The following is a 14,828-nucleotide window of genomic DNA, read 5'->3' as shown; positions in this document are numbered from 1 at the left end:
ACACTGCCGGTATTCGGATCAAGAATCAGGAGGGACCCATGAAATTGAGCCTGCTGTATTTCGCCCGGCTGCGCGAGACGCTGGGTGTGGAGAGCGAGCAATTGGACAGCGAGGCGGCCAATGTGGCCGAGCTGCTGGCCGAGCTGCGCCAGCGCGGCCAGTCCTGGGCGCTGGAGTTGGCCGCGGACAAGGTGTTCCGGGTGGCGGTGAACCAGGAGATGGCGAGGCCGGACACGCCGCTGGCCGATGGCGACGAAGTGGCGGTGTTCCCGCCAGTGACCGGGGGCTGAGATGACCGTCAACCATATCCGGGTGCAGACTGAGGACTTCGACGTCGGCGCCGAGGTCAGGCGCTGGTCGGCCAATCCGGCCTGCGGCGCGGTGGTCAGCTTCACCGGCCTGGTGCGCGACTACGGCGACCGCCAGGATGTGGTGGCGCTGGAGCTCGAGCATTATCCGGGCATGACCGAGAAGGCGCTGGCCGACATCGTCTGCGAGGCGCGCCAGCGCTGGTCGCTGAAGGGGGTGACGCTGATCCACCGCGTCGGCCGGCTGGCGCTGGGCGACGATATCGTGCTGGTGGTGACGGCCAGCGGCCACCGCCGCGACGCCTTCGAGGCCGCGTCCTTCCTGATGGACTATCTGAAGCGGCAGGCGCCGTTCTGGAAATGCGAGATTCTGGCCGACGGCAGCCGCCACTGGGTGGACGCCAAGGCCAGCGACGAGGCGGCTGCGGCGCGCTGGGACGATCCAGCCGGCCAGGCTTGATCGGCGATTTCAAAGGGGGTTGGGCATGACGATGGATGTGATCGACTATCAGGTGTTCGGCGACGACATGCAGTACGTCGAGGTGGAGCTGGACTCGGGCGAGGCCGCGGTCGGGGAGGCCGGCGCGCTGTACTACATGCAGGACGGCATCGTGATGGACACCGTGTTCGGCGATGGCTCCGGCCGCGACGGCGGCGTGCTCGGCTCGCTGCTGGGCGCCGGCAAGCGCTTGCTGACCGGCGAATCGGTGTTCACCACGGTGTTCGCCAACCAGTCGCATGCCCGGCGCAAGGTGGCCTTCGCCGCCGCGACGCCGGGCAAGATCGTGCCGGTGCATTTGCTGGAGCTGGGTGGCGTGCTGTACGCGCAGAAGGACAGCTTTCTCGCCGGCGCCAAGGGCGTCAGCCTGGGTCTGGCCTGGCAGAAGCGCATCGGCACCGGCCTGTTCGGCGGCGAGGGCTTCATCATGCAGAAGCTGGAGGGCGACGGCTACGTGTTCCTGCATGCCGGCGGCGCGCTGACCGAGCTGCAGCTGCAGCCGGGCGAGACGGTGCGGGCGGATACCGGCTGCGTGGTGGCTTACCAGCCCAGCGTCGATTTCGACATCGAGTACGTCGGCAAGCTGAAGAGCGCGCTGTTCGGCGGCGAGGGGCTGTTCTTCGCCAAGCTGACCGGTCCGGGCCGGGTGTGGCTGCAGTCGCTGCCGCTGTCGCGGCTGGCCGACCGCATCGTCGCCGCCGCGCCGCGCGCCGGCGGGGAATCGAAAGAACAGGGCTCGCTGCTGGGCGGCTTGTTCAGCGACAAGAACTAGGGCGCGTCAATTGGCCCTGGGCTGACGGCGCCAGCCGTCCAGCCGGTAGTGGCGGGCGCCGTCGGCGCGCAGCTCGGACGCCAGCAGCGCCACTTCCTCCAATGGCAGAGTCAACGGCGGCAGCGCCTGTTCCGGCAGCGGCCGCGCCAGGCGGCGCAGCAAGGTCACGTGCGGGCGGTAGGCTTGAGTCTCGATGGCCAAACCCGCCGCGCGCAGCTCCGTTTTCAATGCTTCCACCCACGCGCGCAGCGCCGGCGGCGGATAGGCCGGTCCGCACCAGCCCACATCGCGCCAGCTGCCGCAGCCGTCCAGCACGATGGCGGGCGGCAGGTTGGCCGCCGCCCGTTCGGCGCAGTCGGCGGCCTGTTGCAGCCGCAGCGGCGTCAGTTCTCCCAGGAAAACCAGGGTCAGGTGCAGTTGGGCCGCGGCAAGCGCGCGGCCGCCGGCCTGTCGCCGCAAGCGCTTCTGCCATGCTTGCAGCCCGGCCAGGCATTCCGGCGGCGGCAGGCAGGCCAGGAAGGCGCGCATGCCGGCCTCAATCCTCGTGGCGGATCAGCGCCTGGCGGCGCTTGACGAAGCCGCGCACCCGTTCGTTGTCGTGCGGCAGCCAGTGCAGCAGCTCGCGCAGGCTCTGCATCTCGCCGGCGTAGTCCTGGCCGGCCTCCTGCCGGTTTTCGGCGATGCGCAGCAGCATCGCGCAGCCGTACAGGCCCAGTCGGCAGTTCAGCGTCCGCATCGCCTCGCTGTATAGCATCGCGGCGGCGGTTTCCAGCCTGCCCTGGTTGGCCTGCTCCAGCGCGGCGCGGCTCTTGTCCTGCAGCTCGGCGTAGGCGACGCTCACCGCGTCGCCGCAGTCCGGCCTCGGCGCGGCTACTTCCAGCAGGCTGCCCAGCTCGTGGCGGCTGTCGGCGAAGCGCAGCGCGATGGATCGCGCCCAGTCCGGCGCGCGCTCGGCGCCATGCTCGTCGGGCAGCTTGGCCGCTGCCGACAGGAAACGCAGCGCGCTGGCGAAGTCGGTTTCCGGCGCGCGTATCCATTCCGCGGCCTCGGCCAGATGGGTCTCGGCTTGTTGCGGTCGCTGCTGGGCCAGCGCGGTCAGCGCGCGGCACACCGCCATCGTCAGCGGGCCGCCGGGCAGCTCGCCCTGGCGCGCGGCGATGTCGTGCTGCAGCCGGTCCAGCTGCTGGGTCTGGCCGCTTTCGCAGCGCGCCTGCAGCAGATCCACCATCGCCTCCGGGCCGAAGAAGCTGTTGCCGCGGCCGATGTCCACCGCGCGCTGCAGCGGCTCCACCGCCCGCGTGGCGTCGCCGCTGCGCAGCAGCGAGGTGCCGTAGTGGTGCAGCCGGTTGAAGTTGCGCGGCGAGATCGCCACCGCCTTTTCCAGCGCGCCGGCGGCGTCCGAATACTTGCCGTCGTCGGTCAGGTTCTGCGCCAAGAGGTCGTAGGCTTCGGTGTAGCGCGGCGCTTCGGCGATCACCTGGTCCAGCAGCGTATTGGCGCCGCCGCCGTCGCCCTGTTCGGACAGGATACGGGCCACGCCCATCTTGGCCCAGGGCAGTTCATCCTTGGACAGCACCTCGCGGTAGAGCCGCAGCGCCGCCTCGTGCAGGCCCTCGCGCGCCAGCAGCTCGCCGCACAGCCGCTGCGCGTCCAGCCGCTGCTGGCGGCTGTCGGCCTCGGCGATCAGCCCGCCCAGGGTCTGGATCGCCTGCTCGGTCTTGCCCTTGTCCAGCAGCCGGTGCGCCGGGGCGAGGAAGGCCTTGCGCCGGGCGGCCGCCTCCAGCCGGTCCAGCAGCTGCTGGGTGGTGAAGGGCTTGAGGATGTAGTCGTCGGGCACTAGTTCGGCGGCGCTGGCCACCTGGCCGTAGTTGCGCTCGCCGGTGATCATCACCCACAGCGTGGACAACGGCAGCGCGCCGGTGCGCCGGGTCGCCTCCAGCAGCTCCTGGCCATTCATGCCTAGGCCCAGGTTGTAATCGCACAGCACCACGTCGTAGCGGCGGCCGCGCAGCCGGTTCTGCGCCTCTCCGGCGTGGCTGGCGGTTTCCGATTGCGTGACGCCGCCCATCGCCAGGATGGCGCGTATGCCCTGCGCCATGCTGTGGGCGTCGTCTACGATCAGCACTGTGGTGTTTTCGTCGAATGCCATATCGCCTCTCGCGTGGGCCGGCGCGCCGGCGGAAGGGTTGCCGGGCGGGTTTATTCGCAGTCGGGGTTCAGCGCGTGCAGCCGGCGCAGGAAGCCGCGCACGCGCTCGTTGTCTTCCGGCAGCCAATCGATCAGCCGCTGCACCTGGCGCTGCGCCTCGGCGAAGTCGCGGTTCGCCTTGTGGAGATTCTCGCAGGTGCGCAGCAACAGCGCGCAGGCGTTCATGCTGATGCGCTCGTTCAGCGTTTCCTGCGACAGCTGGTACAGCATGGCGGCGGCTTCTTCCAGCTTGCCGTTGCCGGCCAGCTCCACCGCCTTGTTGCTCTCCTGCTGCAGCGTTTCGTAAGCGTTTTCGATGGCGGCGTGGCCGGCTTCGTGCTTGTGGGAGATTTCCAGCAGCGTGCCTAGCTCGTGGCGGCCGTCGGCGAAGCGCAGCGCGATGCCGTGGCCCCATTGCTGCGGCAGCTCGTTGCTCAGCTCGGTCGGCAGCCGCACCGCGGCGGACAAGAAGCGCTGGGCGGAGGAGAAGTCGGTTTCGCGGGCGCGCAGCTCGCCGGCGACGCCCTGCAGCTGGCCCAGCGCGTCGCTGGGCCGCTGCTGGGCCAGCGCGGTCATCGCGCGGCATACGGCCATCGTCAGTTTGCCGCCGGGCAGCTCGTCGATGCGGCCGGCGATTTCCGCCTGCAGCCGGTCCAGCTGCTGGGTCTGGCCGCTCTCGCTGTAGGCCTGCAGCAGGTCCACCAGCACGTCGGGGCCGAAGAAGTTGTTGTTGCGGCCGATTTCCACTGCCCGTTGCAGGTAGTCGGCGGCCTTAGTCGGGTCGCCGCAGCGCAGCAGCGCGGTGCCGCAGCTTTTCAGGCGGTTGAAGTTGCGCGGCGAGATCGCCACTGCTTTTTCCAGCACCACGGCGGCGGTCTGGTACTGGCCGTCGTCGATCAGATTCTGCGCCAGCAGGTCGTAGGCGTCGGTGTAGCGTGGCGCGTCGGCGATGATCTCGCGCAGCAGCGCGTTGGATTCCTGGCTTTCGCCCTGCTCGGCGACGATGCGGGCGACGCCCATCTTGGCCCAGGGGATCACGCGCTGGGTCAGCAGCTCCTGGTAGATGCTCAGCGCCTCGCCCTGGCGGCCCTCGTTGACCAGCAGCTCGGCGGCCAGGCGCTTGGCGTCCAGCCGGTATTGCGGGTTCTGCGTCTCGCGCGCCAGCTGCAGCAGCACCTGTATCGATTGCTCTACCTTGCCCTGCGCCAGCAGCTTGTGCGCCGGCGCGAGGAAGGTCTTGCGCTGGCCGGCCAGGTTCATCCGGTCCAGCAGCAGCTGGGAGGCGAACGGTTTGAGGATGTAGTCGTCGGGGGCCATCTCGGCGGCGGCCACTACCCGTTCGTAATGGCGCTCGCCGGTGATCATGATCCAGATGGTGGACAGCGGCAGGTTGCCGCCCTTGCGCATCGCTTCCAGCAACTCCTGGCCGTCCATGCCTTCGCCCAGGTTGTAGTCGCACAGCACCACTTCGTAGTGCTTGCCGCGCAGCCGGTTGCGGGCCTCGCTGGCGTTGCTGACGGCGTCGGAGCGGGTGATGCCGGCCATGGACAGCATGGTGCGCAGACCCTGGCGCACGGTGTGGGAGTCTTCGATGATCAGTACGGTGGTGTTGGCGTCGAATTGCATGGTGGGTGCCGGCTCGGGGCCGGTCTCAAACGATATCCAGGTGGTCTATGCCTTCCAGCGGGTCGCGGTTGCGCGCGCTCTCGCTGTACAGCTTGATTCTCAGGCGCAGGTCGTTGATGGAGTCGGCGTTGCGCAGCGCGTCCTCGTAGGTGATCAGCTCGGCCTCGTACAGCTCGAACAGCGACTGGTCGAAGGTTTGCATGCCGGCCTCGCGCGAGCGCCCCATCACTTCCTTCAGCCCTGCGATTTCGCCCTTGAACACCATGTCCGACACCAGAGGGCTGTTGAGCAGGATTTCCACCGCCGCCACCCGGCCGCTGCCGGACTTGTGCGGCACCAGGCGCTGCGAAATGATGGAGCGCATGTTCAGCGACAGGTCCATCAGCACCTGCTGGTGGCGTTCCTCGGGGAAGAAGTTGAGGATGCGGTCCAGCGCCTGGTTGGCGTTGTTGGCGTGCAGCGTCGCCAGGCACAGGTGGCCGGTCTCGGCGAACTGCAGGCCGTAGGCCATGGTTTCCCGATCGCGGATCTCGCCCATCAGGATCACGTCCGGCGCCTGGCGCAGCGTGTTCTTCAGCGCGATTTCCCAGCTCTCGGTGTCTACGCCGATCTCGCGCTGGGTGACGATGGATTTCTTGTGGGTGTGCACATACTCGATCGGGTCTTCGATCGTGATGATGTGGTCCTGGTTATGGGTGTTGCGCCAATCCACCAGCGCGGCCAGCGACGTGGATTTGCCGGAGCCGGTGCCGCCGACGAAAATCACCAGCCCGCGCTTGATCAGCGCGATGTCCTTCAATACCTCGGGCAGGGTCAGCTGGTCGAAGGTGGGAATGTCGGTGTTGATCTTGCGCAGCACCATGCCCGCCGTGCCCTGTTGGATGAAGGCGCTGACGCGGAAGCGGCCGACGCCGGGCGGATTGATCGCGAAATTGGCTTCCTTCTTCGTCTCGAACTCTTCGGTCTGGCGGTCGTTCATCACCGCGCGCACCAACTCCTTGCTCTGCTGTGCGGTCAGCGCCTGCGGCGCCACCGGCGTGATCTTGCCGTCTATCTTCATCGCCGGCGGAAAGTCGGCGGAGATGAAGATGTCGGAGGCGTTCTTGCCCGTCGCGTGCTTGAGCAGGTCGTGGATGAATTTCGAAGCCTGGTCTTTTTCCATAGCGGCGTTTCCTGCGTGAACTGCTGATACAGTCTAGCCCGCTATCGTTGCGGCGGGCGGTCGCGGCCGGCCTCCGCCGCGGCGGGGCTCAGAATGCGTCCTTGTTGCTGGCTTTGGCGCGCGCCTCGTTCGGCGACACCATATTGCGCCGGGTCAGGTCGGCCAGGCACTGGTCCAGCGTCTGCATGCCGTGCTGCTGGCCGGTTTGTATCATCGAGTTGATCTGGGCGATCTTGTTCTCGCGGATCAGATTGCGGATGGCCGGCGTGCCTATCATGATCTCGTGCGCGGCCACCCGGCCCGAGCCGTCCTTGGTTTTCAGCAGCGTCTGGGCGATCACCGCCCGCACCGATTCCGACAGCATCGAGCGCACCATTTCCTTTTCGCCGGCGGGGAATACGTCGACGATCCGGTCTATGGTCTTGGCCGCGCTGCTGGTGTGCAGCGTGCCGAACACCAGGTGGCCGGTTTCGGCGGCGGTCAGCGCCAGCCGTATCGTTTCCAGATCGCGCAATTCGCCGACCAGGATCACGTCCGGGTCTTCGCGCAGCGCGCTTTTCAGCGCATTGGCGAAGCTGTGGGTCTGCAGGCCCAGCTCGCGCTGGTTGATCAGGCTCTTCTTGCTTTCGTGGACGAACTCGATCGGGTCCTCCACGGTAAGAATGTGCGAGAAGGCGTTTTCGTTGACATAGTCGATCATCGCCGCCAGCGTGGTCGACTTGCCGGAGCCGGTGGGGCCGGTGACCAGCACCAGGCCGCGCGGGTAGTTGGCGATGTCCTGGAAGATGCGCGGCGCGGACAGCTGCTCCAGCGTCAGCACCTTGCTGGGAATCACCCGGAACACCGAGGCCATGCCGCGGTTTTGGATGAAGGCGTTGACGCGGAAGCGGGCGATGCCGGGCAGCTCGAACGAGAAGTCGCACTCGTAGGTGTCTTCGAAAGTCTTGCGCTGGTAGTCGTTCATGATGTCGTACACCATGTCGTGCACGTCATGGTGGTCCAGCGGCGGCAGATTGATCCGGCGGATGTCGCCGTTGACCCGTATCATCGGCGGCAGGCCGGCCGACAGGTGCAGGTCGGAAGCCTTGTTCTTGACGGTAAAAGCCAGGAGCTCGGAAATTTCCATATAATTCTCCACTATGCATAGTCGCCCGCCGGTTTTCCGTTGGCATGGCCGGATCCGCAATCCATTGTATGCGCTTGCCGGGCGGCCGGATATCCCCGCCGCGTCCGCGCCGGGCGCTTCACGGAAATGAAAACGACATGACCGATTCCCTTTCTTCCCGACTGCAGCAGGTGCGGCTGCGTCTGGACGCGGCCTGCGCCGCAGCTGGCCGGCCGCCGGGCGCCGCGACGCTGCTGGCAGTCAGCAAGACCTTTCCCGCCGACGACCTGCGCGCCGCCTATGATTGCGGCCAGCGCGCCTTCGGCGAGAACTATGTGCAGGAGTTGCAACAGAAGTGCGAGGCGCTGGCCGGCCTGGATATAGAATGGCACTTCATCGGGCCCCTGCAGTCGAACAAGACCCGCGTCGTCGCCGAGCGCGCCCACTGGGCGCACTCGATCGACCGGCTGAAGATCGCCGAGCGGCTGTCGGCGCAGCGGCCGGACAGCCTGCCGCCGCTGAATGTCTGCGTGCAGGTCAACGTGTCCGGCGAGGACAGCAAGAGCGGCTGCGCGCCCGAGGAGGCCGCGGCGCTGGTCCGCGCGGCGGCTGCGCTGCCCAGGCTGCGCCTGCGCGGGCTGATGTGCATTCCGGAGCCGACCCAGGACGCCGCCCGGCTGGCGGCGCAGTTCGCCAGGCTGCGCGGCCTGCTGCAGCAGCTGAACGCAGAGGGCTTGGCGCTGGACACATTGTCCATGGGCATGTCGGCCGACCTGGAGACGGCGGTGGCCGAAGGCGCCACCCTGGTGCGGGTGGGCTCGGCCATCTTCGGCCAGCGCGACTACCAACATTGAACATTCCGGCTTCCGGCGCGCGCCGGGGCCGACGCAATCACAAGGGGACGCTATGCGGATCACATTCATCGGCGGCGGCAATATGGCCGGCGCCATCATCGGCGGGCTGGCCCGCCAGGGCGGCCACCGCATCCACGTGGTGGAGCATCAGCAGGACAAGCTGGATCAGCTGGCCGCAGATTTCGGCGCCAGCGGCAGCCAGACGCTGCCGGAAAACTTCTCCGCCGACGAGGTGGTGGTGCTGGCGGTCAAGCCGCAGCAGCTGCGCGAGTTGTGCCTGGCGCTGGCGCCTGTGCTTAACGGCGCGCTGGTGGTGTCGATCGCCGCCGGCATCCGCCTGGACGCGCTGGCGCGCTGGCTGGGCAGCCGCCGCATCGTGCGGGTGATGCCCAACACCCCGGCCATGGTCGGCAAGGGCGTGTCCGGCCTGTACGCGGACGCTGCGGTGTCCGCCGCCGACCGCGAAGCGGCCGAGACCGTGATGCGCGCCGCCGGCCTGACCGTGTGGCTGGCCGACGAGGCCGGCATCGACGACATCACCTGCGTCTCCGGCAGCGGCCCGGCCTATGTGTTCTATTTCATCGAAAGCATGATAGAGGCCGGCGTGAAGGCCGGCTTCGGCGAAGCCCAAGCGCGCGAGCTGGCGCTGGCGACGTTCGACGGCGCGGTGGAGCTGGCGCGGCAAAGCCCGTTGCCGGTGGCCGAGCTGCGCCGCAACGTGATGTCCAAGGGCGGCACCACCGAGCGCGCGATCGCGCGCTTCGAAGCCGAAGGCGTCAAGGCGGCCATCGTCGCCGGCGCGATGGATTGCCGCGACCGCTCGATCGAGATGGGCCGCGAACTCAGCCAGGAGTGATGCCGCATCATGTTCGTTTCTACCTTGCAATCCCTGATCCAGATTCTGACCGACCTGTTCGCGCTGGTGCTGGTGCTGCGCTTTTACCTGCAGGTCGCCCACGCGCCGTTCAAACACCCCTTGTGCCAGTTCGTAGTGGCGGCCACCAACTTCCTGGTGCTGCCGACGCGCAAGCTGGTGCCGTCGGTTCGCAGCTACGATACCGCCACCTTGCTGCTGGCCTGGCTGGTGTGCTTGCTGGCGCGGGTGCTGATGGTGCTGCTGTGGTGGCGGCCGGAGATCTTCGCGTTGCCGCAGGCCTGGATGGTGCTGTCGCTGTGGTCGGTGCTGGCGGTGTTCCAGCTGTCGCTGAAGCTGCTGCTGGGCGCGGTGATCGTCCAGGCGGTGCTCAGCTGGGTCAATCCCTACAATCCGCTGGCGCCGGTGCTGGACAGCCTGACCCGGCCGTTCCTGCGCCCATTCCGCCGCGCGGTGGTGGGCGGCGTGGATCTGGCGCCGATGGCGCTGTCGGTGATCGTCTGGGTGATCCTGGCGGCGCCGGTGGCCTGGCTCGAAGCAGTGTTCTTGACCCAACTCAATGTCATGGGATGATAAAACAGGTTATTTGTCATACCTTTGACAATGGCCGCCCGCCCGGGCGGCCACGTGAAACGCGATAGGGAGAACCTCGATGAAAAAAACCTTGCTCGCCGCCCTGCTGCTGGGCGCAGCCGCCGCGCCGGCGATGGCGAACATGCAGCTGGCGCAGAAATACAGCTGCACCGCCTGTCACACGGTGGACAAGAAGCTGGTCGGCCCGGCGTACAAGGATGTGGCCAAGAAATATGCCGGCGACAAGGGCGCCGAGGCCAAGCTGATCGCCAAGGTGAAGAATGGCGGTTCCGGCGTCTGGGGGCCGATCCCGATGACCCCGCATCCGAATATTCCCGATGCCGACCTGAAGGCGCTGGTGAAGTGGGTGCTGAGCCAGAAATAAACACCGGCATCCGGCTGTAATGAGGCAAGTCCGCAACGGATTCGCCCGGATTCAAAGGCGGCTTTTGCCGCCTTTGAACTTGTATGGAGACACCGGGTCGAAACCGGCATTCCCATTATATTTCTGCCAATTCGGGCGGACTTGTTATCGGTACTGAAACGGGCTATATAAAATGTTAGTGCAATCGGTGATTATTGGGATTCGCGCTGAATACAGTTGCGCAAACATTAGCCCGCCGGTAATCTTCTCCGCCTGTTGCCAACTCTATGCTGGAAGCACCAAACATGGCCAAGCTGACCGAACAGGATATCCTCAACTGGGAAGGCGATGATTACATGAACGCCGACCACCTTGAGTTTTTCAAGGACCGGTTGTTGCAAATGCAGCAGGAGTTGCTGGTAAACGCCAACGCTACCGCCAACCACCTGCAAGAACAGGAAGCCACGCCCGATCCGGCTGACCGCGCCACTCTGGAAGAAGAGTACGCGCTGGAGCTGCGCACCCGCGACCGCGAGCGCAAGCTGCTGCAAAAGATCCAGGCTTCCATCCGCCAGATCGATGACGGCTCCTACGGCTTCTGCGAAGACACCGGCGAACCCATCGGCCTGAAGCGGCTGATGGCCCGTCCGACCGCCACGCTGTCGGTCGAGGCGCAGGAGCGCCGCGAACGGATGAAGCGCCAGTACGCCGACTAAGCGTCGCCTCTTCCCGACATCAAGCGCCACCGCCGCAAGGCCGTGGCGCTTTTTGTCTGGCGGTTGTCACCCGCGGACAAATCCGGTTATCTTGCTGCTATGCAGAAAACGACATAGCCACAAGGGACTACCGCATGCAACGCCAGACCGACGACGTCAGAATCCGTGAAATCAAGGAACTGCTTCCCCCGATCGCCCACCTGTACGAACTGCCGATCAGCGAATCGGCGTCCGAGCTGATCTACAACACCCGTCGCGAGATCTCGGCCCTGCTGCGCGGCGAGGATGACCGGCTGCTGGTGGTGATCGGCCCCTGTTCCATCCACGACGTCGACGCCGCGGTCGAGTACGCGCAGAAGCTGGCGCCGCTGCGCGCCGCGCTGGCGGACGAGCTGGTGGTGGTGATGCGGGTGTATTTCGAGAAGCCGCGCACCACCGTCGGCTGGAAGGGCCTGATCAACGATCCGCACCTGAACGAGTCCTACGACATCAACGCCGGCTTGCGCATCGCGCGCCGCCTGCTGCTGACGCTGAACAGCCTGGGCATGCCTGCCGCCACCGAGTTCCTGGACATGATCACGCCGCAGTACTTCGCCGACCTGATCAGCTGGGGCGCGATCGGCGCCCGCACCACCGAAAGCCAGGTGCATCGCGAGCTGGCCTCCGGCCTATCCTGCCCGGTGGGCTTCAAGAACGGCACCGACGGCAACCTGAAGATCGCCGTCGACGCGATCCGCTCGTCCAGCGTGCCGCACCATTTCCTGTCGGTGACCAAGACCGGCCATTCCGCCATCGTCTCCACCGGCGGCAATCCGGACTGCCACGTGATCCTGCGCGGCGGCAAGGAGCCCAACTACTCGGCCGAGCACGTGCGCGCCGCCGCCGCCGAGCTGGCCGCCGTCGGCCTGCCGCAGAAGCTGATGGTGGACTTCAGCCACGCCAACAGCCGCAAGGACTACCGCCGCCAGATGGAAGTCAGCGCCGATGTCGCCGGCCAGATCGCCGGCGGCGAGCGCGGCATCTTCGGCGTGATGGTGGAAAGCCATCTGGTGGAGGGCCGCCAGGACCAGAAGCCGGGCTGCGAGCTGAAGTACGGTCAGAGCATCACCGACGGCTGTCTGGGCTGGGACGATACCGAGAAGCTGCTGCGCCAGCTGGCCGACGCGGTCAAGGCGCGCCGCGCCGCCGCGTAAACGCCAGCCGGTTTCAGCCGCCCGATGCCCCGCCTTGGCGGGGCATCGTCGTTTCCGCTGTGCCTCAGGGTGCCGAAACCAGGCGGTCGGCCATCGCCTTCAGCGCCCGCATCTGCAGTCCGCTCTTCCAGGCGTAGGCGGGACCGGTATAGCCGAACCAGTCCCAGCAACCCTGGGGATTGGCCGCCGAGGTGGTGGTTTGCGGGTACAGCACGATGATGCGGTTGTCGTCCGCCCACTCGTTGTAGCCGGCGTGCGCGTAGAAGGCGTCGCCCACCTTGCCGGCGTACTGCTGGCAGCCGTGCAGCGCGATATGCACCTTGCAGGCCTGGCCGGCGAAGCAGGCGCGCGGCACGTAGACGTAGCCTTCGGCGGCCAGGCTGCTGCCGGCGGCGGCATAGGGGGTCTGATCGAAGCTCAGCAGCTTGCCGTTAGTGGTCTGAGGCTTGGGCTGCAGCGCGCCGTAGATGTGCTTCAGTATCAGGCCGGCTTGGTCGTAGCCCTGGCCCTGCCAAGTGCAGTGGTTGATATAGGGCGAGGCGGTGGCGCCGCATGCGTTGCCGAAGCTGGGCGTGATCTGGGCGTGGCCGGCCGGCAGCTGTTTCTGGTAGGCGATCTGCGCCGCCGGCACGCCCGCCAGTTGAAAGAAGGATGCGGCGGCGTCCACCACCGGGGTGCGGACCGTGTTGTCCTGGGTGCCGCTGAACAGGTAGATCCGGCGCTTGGCCAGATCGGCCAGCGGATCAATGTGGCCGGCCGCGGCGAACAGCTTGGCGCTGGCCAGCAGCTGGGCCGGCTGGGGCGGCGGGCCGGCCATGCACGCCACGGTGCCGGGCAGCGAGCCCTGCGCGCAATAGTAGGGGCCGCCGGCCACCACGCCGGCGCCGACTACCGACGCGGAATAGGCGACCTGGTACTGCGCTGCCATGAAGGCGCCGGACGACAGGCCGGAAACCGACGACTGCTTGGCATCGCCATGGAAGGCGGGCAGCGGATCGGCGGCCCAGGCCGCCAGCGGCAGCATGGCCGCTAGGCACAACAGGGATTTGAGTTTCATCAACGCTCCTCGAAAACATGCCGGCGCGGCCGGCGGGATGGAAAAGCGGGAAACGGCGAGCGGGTGTTCATGATGAAAATGGCAAATCATTGCGTAAATGGCAATGACAATTGTCGATTTTTGTCGACGAGGCGAGGCGGACTGCCCGGCAAGGCGCTGCGCCGCCCGCTTCCCATGCCGGGGCCGCATGGCCGTGCGGCCCCCGGCGGGCGCGGGTTTAGCGCGCGGAGGCGGCGGTGGAGCCGCCGATCAGCTTGGCGATGGACTGCGCCAGCGCGGCGTTGGGCAGCGCGAAGAACAGGCCGCCGCGGCCGTTCTGGGCGCTGGCGCAGTTGCCGGACAGCGCGCCCTCCTGGTTCATGTCGCCGAAGATCGCGTACGAAATGCCGCCGCCGGTGCTGACGCCTATCTTGGCGTGGTTGAAGTTTTTGCCCAGGCCGCCCTTCAGTGAGAAGGTCTGGCCGGCCCAACTGCCGGAGGTGGCGATGGCCACCGGACCCGGCGCCGGTAGGCTGCTGTCCCAGCAGGCCGGCGCGCCGGATTGGGTGGTGGAGGGAATGGCGTAGCTTTTGCTGGCTTCCCACCAGGTGGCGGCGCGCAGAGGGATGCCGCCCAATTCGGCCGAAACCAGCTGCCACGGCGGCACCTGCAAGGCTGACGGCTTGGATATCAGGGTGACGCCGCTGGACAGTTTGCTGACCTGCGGCATCGCGCTGGCGGACTGCTGGCCCAACTGGCGGACGGCGGCCTGGATGTCGGACGGCCCGCCGTTCCTGACGATCTGCGGGTTGCCCGGATCGGTGACCGCGCTGGCATTGGCCAGGCCTTGCAGAAGCGCAAGCACGTCGGCGTGGCTCAGCTTCAGCGAGAAGAAGTGCTGGCTGACTTCCACGTCGTTGTCGGCCACGCAGCCCAGGGTGTTGCCGTCGCTGGTGCGGGGGTAATGCGCATTGCCGGAAGCCGGCCACGACGGCGTGCTCACCTGCATCACCACGCCGTTGCCCTGGTCGTCCCAGGCCAGCACCCCCTTGGAGTGTCCCCAGGGCGCGTTGCAGGCGTTGCCGGAGCAGGAGGGGATGGCCGGATCATCGTAGAACTGGTCGTTCCACACCACGTAGTTCAGCGCGCCGTTGTAGATCTGGCTGAAGGTGGCGCCCACCGGGTCCGTCGGCGTATCGCCGACGCAGCCGCCGCCCTGGCTCAGGCTGGGCTGGCTGCTGCTGGCGTAGACATACTGCTGGCTGAAGCTCTTGCCGCTGGCGTAGCTCTGCGGGCTGCCGCCGAACTGGCAGCTGTTCACTTGGGCCGAATTGCCGCAGCCGGGAAAAGAGGCCGCGTTGAATTTGAAGGCGAACCACCAGTTGACAGGGTGGCTGGCGTCCAGCAGCGGCGATGGGGCGGCGTAGCTTTGCAGCGCGGCCGCGGCGAGCGCCAGGCTCAGGCAGGCGCGGCGCCAGGCAAGTTGGGAGGGCATGGCATTTCTCCAGTGATAGTTATGGTTCAAAACGTGCCGCGAGCGCGGCCGCGCCATGCTGATT

Annotated in this window: 16 protein-coding genes; 9 read left to right on the top strand and 7 right to left on the bottom strand. The window is 67.0% G+C overall.

The features are described 5' to 3' along the window. Positions 1-38: 38 nt before the first annotated feature. Genes moaD through LQR33_RS04190 form a run of 3 tightly spaced genes read left to right on the top strand, consistent with a single transcriptional unit; the run spans position 39 to position 1,579 of the window. Positions 39-290: a molybdopterin converting factor subunit 1 gene (gene moaD / locus LQR33_RS04200; protein ID WP_166438745.1), complete on the top strand. Its 252-nt coding sequence runs from the start codon at positions 39-41 to the stop codon at positions 288-290. Position 291: 1 nt separating this feature from the next. Further along, on the top strand, positions 292-768 hold the full coding sequence (gene moaE / locus LQR33_RS04195; RefSeq protein ID WP_231467738.1) for a molybdopterin synthase catalytic subunit MoaE: 477 nt from the start codon (positions 292-294) through the stop codon (positions 766-768). Between the two features lie 25 nt (positions 769-793). Beyond that, complete coding sequence (locus tag LQR33_RS04190) at positions 794-1,579, top strand: TIGR00266 family protein (RefSeq protein WP_231467736.1); 786 nt, start codon at positions 794-796, stop codon at positions 1,577-1,579. A gap of 6 nt (positions 1,580-1,585) precedes the next feature. Here the strand turns inward: LQR33_RS04190 and thpR are convergent, their stop codons facing one another. From thpR to LQR33_RS04165, 5 genes are all read right to left on the bottom strand, one after another. Then, entirely contained in the window at positions 1,586-2,107 is a 522-nt protein-coding gene (gene thpR, locus LQR33_RS04185; RefSeq protein ID WP_221667529.1) for an RNA 2',3'-cyclic phosphodiesterase, read from the bottom strand. Between the two features lie 7 nt (positions 2,108-2,114). After that, a complete protein-coding gene (locus LQR33_RS04180) occupies positions 2,115-3,728 on the bottom strand; it encodes a response regulator (RefSeq protein ID WP_231467733.1) in 1,614 nt (537 codons plus the stop codon). Positions 3,729-3,778: 50 nt separating this feature from the next. Further along, positions 3,779-5,392: a response regulator gene (locus LQR33_RS04175; RefSeq protein WP_231176500.1), complete on the bottom strand. Its 1,614-nt coding sequence runs from the start codon at positions 5,390-5,392 to the stop codon at positions 3,779-3,781. 25 nt (positions 5,393-5,417) lie between these two features. Then, a complete protein-coding gene (locus LQR33_RS04170) occupies positions 5,418-6,554 on the bottom strand; it encodes a PilT/PilU family type 4a pilus ATPase (protein WP_166438750.1) in 1,137 nt (378 codons plus the stop codon). A gap of 88 nt (positions 6,555-6,642) precedes the next feature. Further along, a complete protein-coding gene (locus LQR33_RS04165; RefSeq protein WP_021475421.1) occupies positions 6,643-7,680 on the bottom strand; it encodes a type IV pilus twitching motility protein PilT in 1,038 nt (345 codons plus the stop codon). Positions 7,681-7,817: 137 nt separating this feature from the next. Here LQR33_RS04165 and LQR33_RS04160 point away from each other — a divergent pair, with 137 nt between their 5' ends. The 6 genes from LQR33_RS04160 to aroG all read left to right on the top strand — a co-directional run bounded on the left by LQR33_RS04160 (position 7,818) and on the right by aroG (position 12,233). Continuing rightward, complete coding sequence (locus LQR33_RS04160) at positions 7,818-8,513, top strand: YggS family pyridoxal phosphate-dependent enzyme (protein ID WP_166438751.1); 696 nt, start codon at positions 7,818-7,820, stop codon at positions 8,511-8,513. A 52-nt stretch (positions 8,514-8,565) separates the two neighbouring features. Next, positions 8,566-9,369 carry a pyrroline-5-carboxylate reductase gene (gene proC, locus LQR33_RS04155; RefSeq protein WP_231467731.1) on the top strand — a complete coding sequence of 268 codons (804 nt, stop codon included), beginning with the start codon at positions 8,566-8,568 and terminating at the stop codon, positions 9,367-9,369. Between the two features lie 9 nt (positions 9,370-9,378). Beyond that, positions 9,379-9,960 carry a YggT family protein gene (locus tag LQR33_RS04150; protein ID WP_166438753.1) on the top strand — a complete coding sequence of 194 codons (582 nt, stop codon included), beginning with the start codon at positions 9,379-9,381 and terminating at the stop codon, positions 9,958-9,960. Between the two features lie 79 nt (positions 9,961-10,039). Further along, positions 10,040-10,345, top strand: coding sequence for a c-type cytochrome (locus LQR33_RS04145; RefSeq protein ID WP_046156063.1), 306 nt, complete (start codon positions 10,040-10,042; stop codon positions 10,343-10,345). 284 nt (positions 10,346-10,629) lie between these two features. Beyond that, positions 10,630-11,040 (top strand): RNA polymerase-binding protein DksA, encoded by a 411-nt coding sequence (gene dksA, locus LQR33_RS04140; protein ID WP_021478430.1) that lies wholly within the window; start codon positions 10,630-10,632, stop codon positions 11,038-11,040. A 134-nt stretch (positions 11,041-11,174) separates the two neighbouring features. Beyond that, positions 11,175-12,233: a 3-deoxy-7-phosphoheptulonate synthase AroG gene (gene aroG / locus LQR33_RS04135; protein WP_021478431.1), complete on the top strand. Its 1,059-nt coding sequence runs from the start codon at positions 11,175-11,177 to the stop codon at positions 12,231-12,233. Between the two features lie 64 nt (positions 12,234-12,297). Here the strand turns inward: aroG and LQR33_RS04130 are convergent, their stop codons facing one another. Both LQR33_RS04130 and LQR33_RS04125 read right to left on the bottom strand, forming a co-directional pair. Further along, positions 12,298-13,290, bottom strand: a complete 993-nt coding sequence (locus tag LQR33_RS04130) for an extracellular catalytic domain type 2 short-chain-length polyhydroxyalkanoate depolymerase (protein WP_231467729.1) — start codon at positions 13,288-13,290, stop codon at positions 12,298-12,300. Between the two features lie 217 nt (positions 13,291-13,507). Then, the gene (locus tag LQR33_RS04125) at positions 13,508-14,764 is read right to left on the bottom strand and encodes a deoxyribonuclease II family protein (protein ID WP_231467727.1); all 1,257 of its coding nucleotides are present in this window, start codon (positions 14,762-14,764) and stop codon (positions 13,508-13,510) included. Between the last annotated feature and the right edge of the window lie 64 nt (positions 14,765-14,828).

The organism is Chromobacterium piscinae (assembly GCF_021129175.1).
Classification (GTDB): domain Bacteria; phylum Pseudomonadota; class Gammaproteobacteria; order Burkholderiales; family Chromobacteriaceae; genus Chromobacterium; species Chromobacterium piscinae.
Note: the sequence above shows the minus strand (reverse complement) of the source record. Positions and strands in the feature narration are given on the sequence as shown.